The organism is Thiomonas sp. 13-64-67 (assembly GCF_002282795.1).
Taxonomy (GTDB): domain Bacteria; phylum Pseudomonadota; class Gammaproteobacteria; order Burkholderiales; family Burkholderiaceae_C; genus Thiomonas; species Thiomonas arsenitoxydans.
Genome location: NZ_NCKP01000010.1, coordinates 128,492 through 139,380, shown reverse-complemented (window position 1 = coordinate 139,380; position 10,889 = coordinate 128,492). Strand labels below are relative to the sequence as shown.

Genomic DNA, 10,889 nt, shown 5'->3' with positions numbered 1-10,889 from the left:
GCAAAGCGCCACCCTCACCGAAGCCCTGGCCCGTGCCGGAGCGAAGCTGAGCGATCTCGCCGCCATCGGCATCACCAACCAGCGCGAAACCGTGGTGCTTTGGGAGCGCGCCACTGGCAGGCCGCTGGCGAACGCCATCGTCTGGCAAGACCGGCGCACTGCGGGCATCTGCGCCCAGCTCGCGGCTGACGGCCACGCGCCGCCGCTGCAAGCGCGCACCGGCCTGTTGCCCGACGCCTATTTCTCCGCCACCAAGCTGGCTTGGCTGCTCGACCACATTCCCGGCGCTCGCGCCCGCGCTGACCGTGGCGAGCTCGCCGCAGGCACCATCGACAGCTGGCTGGTCTGGAACCTGAGCGGCGGCGCGACCCACCTCACCGATGTCAGCAATGCCAGCCGCACCCTGCTGTGCAATCTCCACACCGGCGACTGGGACGACGAATTGCTGGCGCTGCTGCGCGTGCCCCGCGCCGTGCTGCCCGCCATCGTGCCCAACTGCGGCGCGCTGGCCATGGCACGTCTGGGCGGTTTGGACATTCCCATCACCGGCATGGCCGGCGACCAGCAGGCCGCGCTGCTCGGTCAGGCCTGCCTGCAGCCTGGCTTGGCGAAAAACACCTACGGCACCGGTTGCTTCGCGCTGCAGCACACCGGCACGCAGGCGGTGCGCTCGCAGCAGCGCCTGCTGACGACCATCGCCTGGAAGCTCGGCGCCGATCAGCCCTTGCATTACGCCCTGGAAGGCGGCGTGTTCGTCGCCGGGGCCGCGGTGCAATGGTTGCGCGACGGCCTCGGCTTGGTGCACAGCGCGCAAGAAGCGCAGCAACTCGCCGACAGTGTGCCAGACAGCGGCGGCGTGCTGCTCGTGCCCGCCTTCACCGGCCTGGGCGCGCCGCACTGGGACGCACAGGCGCGCGGCCTGCTCATCGGCATCACCCGCGGCACCACGGCGGCGCAGGTCGCCCGTGCCACCATCGACAGCCTGGCTTATCAAAGCGCCGAGCTGTTCGCCGCCATGCAGGCCGACGTCGCCGCGCAGGGCGGGCCGCCGCTGACCGAACTACGGGTGGATGGCGGCGCGGCGGTGAACGACACGCTGATGCAGTTTCAGGCCGACCTGCTGGGCGTGCCCGTGGTGCGCCCCGTGCAGGCCGAGAGCACGGCGCTGGGCGCGGCCTATCTGGCCGGGCTGGGCGCAGGCCTGTGGCCGAACGCGGCTGCGCTGTCGGCGCTATGGCAGGAACAACGCCGATTCACGCCGCAGATGAGCACCGACGAGCGCGAGGCGCGCATGGCTCGCTGGCGCCGCGCCGTGGAGCGCGCCCGCGACTGGGCCGACGACTGATTTTTGCCTGCGGCGCAGATGTTGCGTTTGCTTTCACCTGAAGGGGTGAACCTGGGGAGACAATTTCACCCTAAACAGAGTCGAACCTGCCCGCCACGCGGCGGACGCACAGGAGAACCGCAATGGGTGAATTCAGTATTTGGCATTGGCTGATCGTGCTGCTGATCGTGATCATGATCTTCGGCACCAAGAAGCTCAAAAACATGGGCAGCGATTTGGGCGAGGCCGTGCGCGGCTTCAAGCAAGGCATGAAAGAGACCGACGCCCTGGCGGAAAAAACCGCCGAAACCGACGCTGCGGCAACAGCGGCCACACCGCCGCCCCAGGTCACGGCATCGGCCAAATCGCCACTGGGCACGCGCGCCGAGCAGGCCGAAGACATCGCCTTCAAGGCGAAGTAAAACGCCTATCCCCGCGCGCTGCCCGCGACCATGTCGATGAGCATCAGGCGGCATTCGATCGTGCCGTTGAACAGCACGATGCGGCGTCGCGGCTTGAGGCGCAGCGCCTTGTCCCAATGCAGATCGGCGGCCAGTAGCGCCACATGCCAACCGGCGAAACGCTGCTTGAGGGTGCGGGCGAGTTGCGGGGCGAAGTCATCCGCGGCCTGCCCTTCGGGTGCAATGCGCTCGTTGTAAGGCGGGTTGCTGATGAGCCAGGCCGCTTGTCCGGCCGGCAGGGCGGCGGCGTCCACCGGGGGAATGGCTGCGATCACGTCGCCCGCTTGCGCGGCAATTGCGCCGTCCACCCCGGCGCGGCGGGCGTTGTCCAGCGTCATGCGCACATTCGCCGGGTCGATGTCGGCGGCGAAAAACTGGCCCGGCGTCAGCGGGCGCACGGCCTGCCGGGCCTGCTCGCGCATCGCGTTCCAGGCGTCCATGTCGAAGCCTTGCAGGGCTTCGAAGCCGAAGCTGCGATCCAGCCCCGGCGCGCGGTTGGCCGCCATTTGCGCGGCCTCGATGACCAGCGTGCCCGAGCCGCACAGCGGGTCGAACAGCACGTCGCCCGGCGTCCAGCCCGAGAGCTTGAGCAGGCCGGCGGCCAGATGCTCTTTTAGCGGCGCCGCGCCGTGCTCGCTGCGCCAGCCGCGCTTGAACAGCGGCTCGCCGCTGGTGTCGAGGTAGAGCAGGGCGTCGGCCTCGCGCAGATGCAGGTGGATGCGCACATCGGGGTGCGCGGTGTCCACGTCCGGGCGCTCGCCCGTCAGCGCGCGAAAGCGGTCGCAGATGCCGTCTTTCACCCGCAGCGCGGCGAACTTGATGCTCGCAAGCGGGCTGCGCTCGGCGGTCACGTCCACGCGCAGCGCCTGGGTCACGTCGAACCATTTTTCCCAGGCCAGATCGCGGGCCAGGTGATAGATGTCTTCGGCGTCGGCATAGCTGCAACTGCCGCCCAGCAGCAACACCCGGCTGGGCAGGCGGCAGTGCAGGTTCAGCCGCATGGCATCCGTCAGGCTGCCCTGCACGGGCAGGCCGCCGGGCGTGGGCGTACCCGCTCGCAGGGTGGGACTGTGCTCGGCCAGAGCCTTCACTTCGTCGGCCAGTGCGGCCTCGACGCCGCGCGGGCAGGGCAGGAAAAAATCGAAGGCGTTGGGCGCCGTTGGCGGCTGTGCGGCCGCGCGGCGCTTTTTGTAGACGGAGGAATAGGGCGATTGCATGCCGCCATCGTATGACCGATGGCAGCAAGACTCCCCCTCCCGGCCTCCCCCACTTCGTGGAGGAGGAGAAAACGGCGCTGCGCGGTGCAAACGATGCCCCTCCCGGCCTCCCCCACTTCGTGGAGGAGGAGATTTCTGCTCCCTCCCCACTTGTGGGGAGGGTTGGGGTGGGGAGATTGCGGGCGTCGATCAAACCCGCATCAGCAGCCCCGCCCCGCCGTAAGCCAGCCCCAGCACGCCCGCCGCCAGCCAGGCCCACGCCTGCCAGCGCAGCTGGCCGCTGAGGGCGTCGTGCGGCTCGGTGGTGAGCAGAAACAAGCGGCGGTCTTTCGGCTTTTTCAGCACATGCGTCTGAGGCTGCGCGGCGCGTTCGCGGCGTTCGGCTTCCACGGCTGCGGCGGCCTGCTGGCGCAGTTGCTCGAACTCGGCCATATCCAGCTCGCCGTCTCGGTTGGCGTCGAAGGCGCGCCGCTGTTGGGGGTCGGCCTTCCACGCGGCGATGCGCTCGCGCACTTCCTCGTGGGCCGAGGCCTGCAGCGGCGAGAGGCTGGCAAACCAGCCCAGGGCATAGAGCGTCTGGCCCGGCAGGATGAGATGCTCGGTATAGCGGTGATCGCTATCGCCCGTCATCAGCACCTCGCTCGTGCCGGGAATGAGCTGAGCGGCGGCGCCCGTCCAGGTGTTGCGCGAGCGGGCGCGCACTTCCGCGCCCTCGGGGTCGACGATGCAGCGGCCCGTGTCGTCATCGAGCCAGAACTGGGTCGTGCTCTTGCCCTGTTCCTCGACGGACCAACTGTTTTTGTTGTCGTCGTCGCGTTTTTCGATTTTGTAGCGATACCAGCAGCACGGCGTGCGGGTGATGGGCGAAAACAGCGGCGCGTCGGGCGGCAGCGCCCGGCCGATCAACTCCACATAGCCCTGCGCTGCCGAACGGATGCGCGCCGTCGGCATGTCCTCCATCACCCGGCGGCGGCGCTGCAGGCGGAAAAACTGCACCAGCCCAACCGCGCCCAAAGCCAGCGCCATGAACAGCACCTGCGGCGCTGCGCCGCTGGGCGACAAGCCGCTCAACATCGGACGGCAACCCGATCAACTGCCCGAGAGAGGGTTTTCACGACGCGGCGAACAAGCCCTTCAGATCGACATCGGCCCGCTCGGCAGAGGCCACCTTGAACAACTCCGCCGGGCCGAAGGCCAGCAGCCGCGCCACGATCACGTCGGGAAACTGCTCGATGCGCACATTGTTCGCATTCACCGCCGCGTTGTAGAACTCGCGCCGGTCGGCAATGCTTTCCTCCAGCCCGCTGATGCGCGCCTGCAAATGCTGGAAGGTCTCGTTGGTTTTCAGGTCGGGGTAAGCCTCGGCCACCGCGAACAGAGCCCCCAGCCCGCTGCGCATCGCGCCCTCGGCGCGGCCCAGGCTGCGCACATCCCCGGCTTCGCGCGCCTCTTGCACCTGCGAGCGGGCGCGCACCACGCGCTCCAGCGTCTCCTGCTCGAAATGCATCGACTGCTTGCACACCTCCACCAACTTGGGCAGCTCGTCGTGACGCTGCTTGAGCAGCACATCGATATTCGCCCAGGCCTGCGAGATTGCATGCTTGAGATTCACCAGATTGTTGTAAATCATCACGCCGTAAAGCAGTAGCGCAACGAGCAGAACGAGGATGACGAGCGTGACGATCATGGGCGGTTCCAGTTGAAACGGAATGTTGCGCAGTTTACGTTTGGCGGGTGAAGCCGCGCCGTTCCAGCGACTCAGCCGCCCGCCGCCGTTGCGCCCATGGCACTGCGGGGCGCCCCGCCCCGATCACTCCGGTTCCGGCTTGCGCCCCGACCGCAGCCCGCGCCGCAGCGCCTTGTTGCTCTTGCGATGCGCCCCCGCCTTGCGCTGCAGCGCCGGCGCCACCAGCGGGTTGCGCGGCGTGGAGGCAGGCAGTTTGAGCGTCTGCGTGCGGGTGCGCTTGCGGGAGATTTTCCCCACGATCTGCAACCTCCGTCCGGGCTACGCCGGTTCTCCAACGCGTCGCAGCACCGTGTCGATGGCCTGTGCCGAGATGCGGAAACCCGAGCGGTGCAGACGCTCGAACACCGCGCGGGCGGACGGGATCAGTTGCCGGGATTTGGCCATGCCGATGACTGTCGCAGTGCCGGCAACGGACAAGCCGTGCTCCTGGGCGATGGCGCGTCCCGCCCGTTCATCCATCAGCAACAGCGCCGGGCCGTCGTGGGCGAGCGCCAGGCGGATACAACTGGCCTGCCCTGCGTCCAGATCGGGCAGTTCCGGCAAAGCGGGGGCTTGCGCACTGGCGCGCAGCCATCCTCGCAGTTCGGCGTCCCGGATGGCGGCCTCTTGCGCGTCGCCCTTGTTCGCCAGCACCTCGCCCCTGACCTCCGGCGGAATCCAGACCGTGCCGAACAGGGCGCCCAGCCACGGCAAGCCGTCCACGCGCGCCAGTCCGATCACCGGGCTGGCGTCGATCAGGACGATGCGGCCAGCCATGCCTCGAGCGTGTCCATGTCGCGCGCCGCCTCCTGCGCGTCGAGCCGAACGGCGGCGATTCCCAGACGCGACAGATGCGCAGCGAAGGCGCTCACCGACATGCCCGCCAACGCCGCCGCGCGCGGCAGCGACAGGGCGCCGTCGCGGAACAGAGCGGTCGCCAGCGCGGGTTTCACGCCCGCGAACGACAGCGCCCCCACCGATTCAATGCCCACCATCAACGCGTCGGGGCGGTCGCGGTTCATCACCACCACCACGTCGCCATGCGCCTTGCGCAAGGCTTCGCTGGGATTGTTCTTCAGACTGCTGACATTCACCGTTTCCATGCCTATCCTCCATGGGAAGATGAGATGGGAATCATCCTAGCATTCCCGCTTGAAGAAGATGAGTAGGGTCAGGTGACCCCGAGCGGGCTGTTTGACAGGGTGCTGAATCAGGCGAAAAATTGCATCAATATCGATGCACAGGGGGGCTCATGAGAACCACGGTCACAATTGACGATGCCTTGTACCAACGCGCGCTGGAGGTCGCCGATCCGGGCATGGAAAAGGCTGACCTGTTCCGTGAAGCCATCAAGACCTTTGTTCGTGTTCAAGCGGCCAAGCGGCTCGCCGCCCTTGGCGCAGCCGCACCGGAAATGCAGGCCATCCCCCGCCGCCGTGAGGGCGTCCTCAAGGAAACGTCGGGCCGCCCCAAGTTTCCTTGACCCCCTCGGGGGGTGGGTCGGCGAGCCGACCCTGGGGGCGTCCAGCAGTGAGGGGGGTGCTGGTCGATACCTCGGTGTGGGTTGATCACTTCCGGTATCGCAATGATGCACTGGTCGAACTGCTCGAACTCGACCTGGCGATGGCGCACCCGTTGATTGTCGGCGAGCTCGCCTGTGGAACGCCGCCCAACCGGGTTCAAGTGCTGGCCGATCTCAATCAGTTGCAGCAAACCCAGCAGGCCAGCGTGCGGGAGGCCATTGCGTTCGTCGAGTGCGAACGCCTGTACGGCCTGGGTTGCGGCCTGGTGGACATGCTCTTGCTGGCCTCTACCTTGATGACGCCGGGGGTCGCGTTGTGGACCCTGGACAAGCGGCTATGCGCTGTGGCGGAACGTTTCGAGGTGCTGCATCAGTCAGCGGGATAGGGTCAGGTCTGGCTTTGTAGCCTTTGCATCAAGGCGACTCCTGACCCCGCACAAACTGCGCATGCTGCTGCGCCATGGTGTGCCGGAAATTCGCTGATGTCGCCTTAGTCGCCCGCGGTTCGCAAAAACGCGGCGGGCGTCAAAATGGGCACGCCGTGCCAGGGGTGCAAGACGAGCAGATCGGCGTCGCTGGTGACCAGGGCCGCCGCATGACACGCCAAGGCAAGTGCCAGAAACTTGGCATCTTTCGCGTCTCGGCACGCGCCAGAAGCAGCCTGCTCGCTCGCTGCATCCACCTCCAAAAGCCGCGCTTGCCTGGAGACCAAGCCCAAGAAATCAAGCCGCGCTTGCAGAGGCAGATAGCGGTCGAATTTGGGACGCTGCAAAACCTCGCGCAACTCATCCAAGGTGGCAACACAAGCCGCAAGCTCGCAGGTGCGCAGCGCATTCAACAGCGCCTGTCGCGGCACCGAATCGGGGCGCAACATGGCGCCGATCAGCGTGCTGGTATCGATGACAACCCGCTGTTGGCCGCTCACCGCGATTCTTTGACCAGACGCAGCACATCTTCATCGGTCAACGTCCGCGCGGCGGGTGTGAGCTGGGCGTCGCTCTTGGCCAATGCGGCCTCGAATTCCGCCACCGCCGTGCTGCGTTTGCGCCGTGCAGCCTGCAGCGCCTGCAAATCCTGCATGTCTTGCGGCGAGACGATGAACGCCGCTGCGCGCCCATGCCGGGTGACGACCACCGGCTCGCGCTGCACGGTATCCAGCAACTGCCCAAAGCGGTTCTGGGCTTCGACCGAGGTGACGGTGATCATGGAATACTCCTGCGTGAACTGTCTATTCTAGACATTATAGCTAGATTGACAGGTTTGGCTTGGCCACGGCCTGCCTTGACAGATCGAGCGTCCAATGCGGCCGATTGCCACGACCAAGCTGCAGCATCACCCCCGCCACGGCCCATGCGCCCGCGCAGGCCGTCCCGCAGGCCACGCGCGGCCATGCGCAAGGCGCTGCTGACTGAACATGGTTTGGGTGGATGCAACGCCGAGGGTGTACCCGCCATTGCGCAGCTTCCAGGAGCCTGTCGGGCTTGAAGATCGCGGGCTGCAAAAAGCCGTCGCCACAGGGCATCCCCATCGCCATTTTTCGCCATCCACGCCCCAAGCCCGGCAGGCTCCTAGCCGCCGCCATCCATCAGGGCGCGACCATCTGGTCAGTTTCGATGCCGACTTCAAACCCTTGCTGCCGCGCCGCCAGTTCACCCGGCTGCCTGTGGCGCCTTGCTCAGCGCCAGGGTTCTGCTTCAATATCCCCATGCGCCTGACCCCCGCCCAGCAGCACACCATCAAAGCTACCGCCGCCGAAGTCTTCGGCACTGAGGTCAAAGTCAGCCTATTCGGCTCGCGCACCGACGACACACGCAAAGGCGGCGACATCGACTTATTGATCGAACTCCCCAACCCCCAGCCCGAAGTGCAACGCAAGCGCCTGAGCTTCGTCACCCGCTTGCAACAGCGCTTGGGCGACCAGCGCATCGCCGTCCTCATCGTGCAACCCAACACTCCAAAACAAGCCATTCACGCTTGCGCAAGCCACGGGGATTCCTTTGTGAACACCACCCAGATGTTTGATCGCGCCCGCTTTTTGGCTACGCTGTACATTGTGGCCAAGGAAAGCGCGCACTTGGAATGGAGTCGGCAACGCCTGTTCAGTCAGCCCATCACCCCCGCCTGGGTCGATGGTCTCGACACACAACCTGAACCCGCCGAACGGCTGGAAGTCTTTGTCTCCCGCTATGACCGCCTGCAAGACACCATCGCCGACAAACTGCTGCCGCGCTGGTTACGCGCCCTGGCCGAACGCCCCCGCAGCCAGATCGAAGTGCTCAATCGCGCCGAGCAACTTGGCTACTCGAAGACGCGTCCCAATGGCTGGAAGCCAGGCAACTGCGCAATAGCCTCATCCACGAATACATGGAAAACAGCACCGCCTTTGCCGAAAATATCCAACTGGCCGAACACTACAGCCACTGCTGCTTGAAACCTATCAGCGCGTGCGCAATGATGCCGCCACGCGCTTGGGCATCGCCCCGTATGAATTGCTGTAACACAGCAGTTTTACGTGGGATAGGGTCTAGGGATAGGGTCAGGTCTAGCTTTGTAGCAATTGCATCAAGGCTAGACCTGACCCCATGACCCACGAAAATGAGCCATCAGCCGTCTTTCATCTGCTCGCCGAGTAATGGCGTTTCATGATTCAGCGTCTGAAGCAATTTATGGCGGGGCCCATCGCCGGTGCAACATTGCGTACCAGTGCGGTGTTGGGCCTACGACTATTTGCCCAGGCCTGCACCCTGCTGCTGGTCGCGCGCATGCTGGGGCCGCACAACTTCGGCGCCTTCGCCGGCGTCGCCGCACTGGCGGTGATGCTGGGCACGCTGTCCACCTTCGGCACCCATATCGTGCTGCTGGCCGAGGTGTCGCGCGACCCGCAGCGCCGCGCCGGCGTGCTGCCGTTCGCGCTCAGCACGACGCTGATCTGCGGCAGCCTGCTGTTCGCGCTCTACCTGCTGCTGGCAACGACGCTGCTGGGCGCGGCCGGCATCGGCACGAGCGTGCTGGTCGCGCTGGGCCTGGCCGAGCTGATCCTGCAACCGCTGCTCAACCTGCCCAGCGCCGAGCACCAGGGCCACGGCCGCACCGCCACCTCGCAACTGCTGATCACCCTGCCGCTGGCGCTGCGCCTGCTGGCGGCGGCCACGGTGTGGCTGCTGCACCCGGTCGACCCGCTGCGTGACTACGCCTTCGGCTACCTTGGCGCCTCGGCGCTGGCGCTGCTGGTCGCCACGCTCAGCCTGCGCCATCCCTGGCCCGCGCTGCGTGACTGGCGTCTGCCGCGGCGGGCCGAGCTGCGCCACGCCGCGGGCTATGCCGTGCTCAACCTCACCGCAGCGGGTCCGGCCGAACTGGACAAGACGCTGGCGCTGAAACTGCTGCCGCTGGCCGCGGCCGGCGTGTATGCCGCCGGGGCACGCGTGATCGGCGCGCTGACCCTGCCGGTGATCGCGCTGATGCTCTCGGCCTTGCCGCGGCTGTTCCGCGAGGGCCAAGTCGATCGCACGCGCAGCAATCGCCTGCTGCGCTGGGTGTTCGCCGCCACACTCGGCTACAGCTTGCTGCTGGCCGCGGCTTTGTGGATCGTGGCGCCGCTGTTCGACCTGCTGTTCGGCCCGCGCTATCACGGCCTCGGCGACACCATCCGCTGGCTGACCCTGGCCGTTCCCGGCATGGCGCTGCGCATCGCCGCGGGCAGCGCGCTGATGGCACTGGGGAAGCCGTGGATGCGGGTGGGATTCGAGCTTGGCGGGCTAGTGGTGCTGACCGCTGCAGCGTTCGTTCTAGCGCCGAGATTGGCTTTATCAGGCTTGCCGCTGGCACTGGCGTATTCAGAGTGGACAATGGCCGTAATTGGCATCCTGATGATGCTAATGTTGACAAGGGGGACCGTTTCTCGTGCAGACCAACGTTGAGGAAGATTACATCGAGTGGAAAGGCTGGAACCTCTCCGCCTTTGGCAAATACTCGAATGAGGAACGCATCCAATTCGCTGCGGAAGTCCGTCGCGTCGGTACCACGCTGGATCGACAGGCACGAGTACTGGAAATTGGTTTTGGAAACGGTTCGTTCGCAGGCTGGATACGACAATTCACCGATCATTACGTCGGTATCGAATCCAATCCAGCACTCGTCGACCGCGCCAACGCTGCTGGTATCGAGGCATACACATCTATTGCCAAATTTGACGCCATCGCCGGAGGCAGAACCTTCGACTTGATCGCCGCATTTGATGTCGTCGAACACATGGCTCTGAATGACTTCGTCGCTGAGCTACAAGTTTGGAGGATGCATCTCTCCGGTCGCGGTCGCATTCTTATCCGTATTCCGAGTGGAGACAGTCCGTTTTCAGGACGGTTGATGTATGGCGACATCACGCACAAGACGCTGCTTGCAACCACTGCGTTGCAGCAAATCGCGTCGCTGGCGGGCCTGAAACTCGTAGCGACTTATCCACCCGCACTTCCGGTTTTCGGCCTTGGGCCGCTGAAGGCCGTTGAGCGAACAATCGTGGCTGTAGCCCGAAAAGCGATCACTTTCCTGGTCAATGCGACCTTCTACGGCAATCGGCACGGTGTCGTAACCAGTAACTTGATCGCGATCTTCAAGCCCCAAGGCGCGCTCGATTAAGACA

15 protein-coding genes are annotated in these 10,889 nt (G+C 65.6%); 7 read left to right on the top strand and 8 right to left on the bottom strand.

The annotated features are described in order from the left end of the window. Positions 1–1,345: glycerol kinase GlpK (glpK, locus tag B7X30_RS04720; RefSeq protein ID WP_286729396.1), on the top strand; the 1,345-nt coding region annotated here is incomplete at its 5' end. A 122-nt stretch (positions 1,346–1,467) separates the two neighbouring features. Further along, positions 1,468–1,746, top strand: a complete 279-nt coding sequence (gene tatA, locus B7X30_RS04715; RefSeq protein ID WP_286729393.1) for a Sec-independent protein translocase subunit TatA — start codon at positions 1,468–1,470, stop codon at positions 1,744–1,746. A 5-nt stretch (positions 1,747–1,751) separates the two neighbouring features. Here tatA and B7X30_RS04710 read toward each other — a convergent pair whose 3' ends face one another. The 6 genes from B7X30_RS04710 to B7X30_RS04685 all read right to left on the bottom strand — a co-directional run bounded on the left by B7X30_RS04710 (position 1,752) and on the right by B7X30_RS04685 (position 5,831). Beyond that, on the bottom strand, positions 1,752–3,002 hold the full coding sequence (locus B7X30_RS04710; RefSeq protein WP_286729390.1) for a THUMP domain-containing class I SAM-dependent RNA methyltransferase: 1,251 nt from the start codon (positions 3,000–3,002) through the stop codon (positions 1,752–1,754). Positions 3,003–3,191: 189 nt separating this feature from the next. Continuing rightward, positions 3,192–4,076 (bottom strand): GIDE domain-containing protein, encoded by an 885-nt coding sequence (locus B7X30_RS04705; protein ID WP_286729387.1) that lies wholly within the window; start codon positions 4,074–4,076, stop codon positions 3,192–3,194. 37 nt (positions 4,077–4,113) lie between these two features. Then, entirely contained in the window at positions 4,114–4,689 is a 576-nt protein-coding gene (locus B7X30_RS04700) for a LemA family protein (protein ID WP_286729385.1), read from the bottom strand. A 123-nt stretch (positions 4,690–4,812) separates the two neighbouring features. Continuing rightward, positions 4,813–4,986, bottom strand: a complete 174-nt coding sequence (locus B7X30_RS04695) for a hypothetical protein (protein ID WP_286729383.1) — start codon at positions 4,984–4,986, stop codon at positions 4,813–4,815. A gap of 21 nt (positions 4,987–5,007) precedes the next feature. After that, positions 5,008–5,505 carry a PIN domain-containing protein gene (locus B7X30_RS04690; protein ID WP_286729381.1) on the bottom strand — a complete coding sequence of 166 codons (498 nt, stop codon included), beginning with the start codon at positions 5,503–5,505 and terminating at the stop codon, positions 5,008–5,010. Continuing rightward, on the bottom strand, positions 5,484–5,831 hold the full coding sequence (locus B7X30_RS04685; protein ID WP_286729379.1) for a UPF0175 family protein: 348 nt from the start codon (positions 5,829–5,831) through the stop codon (positions 5,484–5,486). The genes B7X30_RS04690 and B7X30_RS04685 overlap by 22 nt, the downstream gene beginning before the upstream one ends. A 149-nt stretch (positions 5,832–5,980) precedes the next feature. Here B7X30_RS04685 and B7X30_RS04680 point away from each other — a divergent pair, with 149 nt between their 5' ends. Together B7X30_RS04680 and B7X30_RS04675 are read left to right on the top strand one after the other, a co-directional pair. Beyond that, complete coding sequence (locus B7X30_RS04680; RefSeq protein WP_286729377.1) at positions 5,981–6,211, top strand: type II toxin-antitoxin system VapB family antitoxin; 231 nt, start codon at positions 5,981–5,983, stop codon at positions 6,209–6,211. 47 nt (positions 6,212–6,258) lie between these two features. After that, positions 6,259–6,636, top strand: coding sequence for a type II toxin-antitoxin system VapC family toxin (locus B7X30_RS04675; protein WP_286729408.1), 378 nt, complete (start codon positions 6,259–6,261; stop codon positions 6,634–6,636). 104 nt (positions 6,637–6,740) lie between these two features. On the opposite strand, the gene B7X30_RS04670 is transcribed toward B7X30_RS04675, so the two are convergent. Further along, the gene (locus tag B7X30_RS04670; protein WP_286729376.1) at positions 6,741–7,175 is read right to left on the bottom strand and encodes a putative toxin-antitoxin system toxin component, PIN family; all 435 of its coding nucleotides are present in this window, start codon (positions 7,173–7,175) and stop codon (positions 6,741–6,743) included. Then, positions 7,172–7,456 carry a type II toxin-antitoxin system Phd/YefM family antitoxin gene (locus B7X30_RS04665; RefSeq protein ID WP_286729375.1) on the bottom strand — a complete coding sequence of 95 codons (285 nt, stop codon included), beginning with the start codon at positions 7,454–7,456 and terminating at the stop codon, positions 7,172–7,174. Before B7X30_RS04665 ends, B7X30_RS04670 begins: the two co-directional genes overlap by 4 nt. A gap of 217 nt (positions 7,457–7,673) precedes the next feature. Here B7X30_RS04665 and B7X30_RS04660 point away from each other — a divergent pair, with 217 nt between their 5' ends. From B7X30_RS04660 to B7X30_RS04650, 3 genes are all read left to right on the top strand, one after another. Further along, the gene (locus B7X30_RS04660; RefSeq protein WP_286729373.1) at positions 7,674–8,681 is read left to right on the top strand and encodes a nucleotidyltransferase domain-containing protein; all 1,008 of its coding nucleotides are present in this window, start codon (positions 7,674–7,676) and stop codon (positions 8,679–8,681) included. Positions 8,682–8,916: 235 nt separating this feature from the next. After that, a complete protein-coding gene (locus tag B7X30_RS04655; protein ID WP_286729370.1) occupies positions 8,917–10,170 on the top strand; it encodes a lipopolysaccharide biosynthesis protein in 1,254 nt (417 codons plus the stop codon). After that, positions 10,154–10,885 carry a methyltransferase domain-containing protein gene (locus B7X30_RS04650; protein ID WP_286729366.1) on the top strand — a complete coding sequence of 244 codons (732 nt, stop codon included), beginning with the start codon at positions 10,154–10,156 and terminating at the stop codon, positions 10,883–10,885. The genes B7X30_RS04655 and B7X30_RS04650 overlap by 17 nt, the downstream gene beginning before the upstream one ends. Positions 10,886–10,889 lie beyond the last annotated feature (4 nt).

What these genes read in the sequence shown, in the direction of transcription:
- B7X30_RS04665 (WP_286729375.1), bottom strand. Translation starts at nt 7,456, where the DNA reads ATGATCACCGTCACCTCGGTCGAAGCCCAGAACCGCTTTGGGCAGTTG.
- B7X30_RS04700 (WP_286729385.1), bottom strand. Translation starts at nt 4,689, where the DNA reads ATGATCGTCACGCTCGTCATCCTCGTTCTGCTCGTTGCGCTACTGCTT.
- B7X30_RS04680 (WP_286729377.1), top strand. Translation starts at nt 5,981, where the DNA reads ATGAGAACCACGGTCACAATTGACGATGCCTTGTACCAACGCGCGCTG.
- B7X30_RS04685 (WP_286729379.1), bottom strand. Translation starts at nt 5,831, where the DNA reads ATGGAAACGGTGAATGTCAGCAGTCTGAAGAACAATCCCAGCGAAGCC.
- B7X30_RS04705 (WP_286729387.1), bottom strand. Translation starts at nt 4,076, where the DNA reads ATGTTGAGCGGCTTGTCGCCCAGCGGCGCAGCGCCGCAGGTGCTGTTC.
- B7X30_RS04710 (WP_286729390.1), bottom strand. Translation starts at nt 3,002, where the DNA reads ATGCAATCGCCCTATTCCTCCGTCTACAAAAAGCGCCGCGCGGCCGCA.
- B7X30_RS04655 (WP_286729370.1), top strand. Translation starts at nt 8,917, where the DNA reads ATGGCGGGGCCCATCGCCGGTGCAACATTGCGTACCAGTGCGGTGTTG.
- tatA (WP_286729393.1), top strand. Translation starts at nt 1,468, where the DNA reads ATGGGTGAATTCAGTATTTGGCATTGGCTGATCGTGCTGCTGATCGTG.
- B7X30_RS04690 (WP_286729381.1), bottom strand. Translation starts at nt 5,505, where the DNA reads ATGGCTGGCCGCATCGTCCTGATCGACGCCAGCCCGGTGATCGGACTG.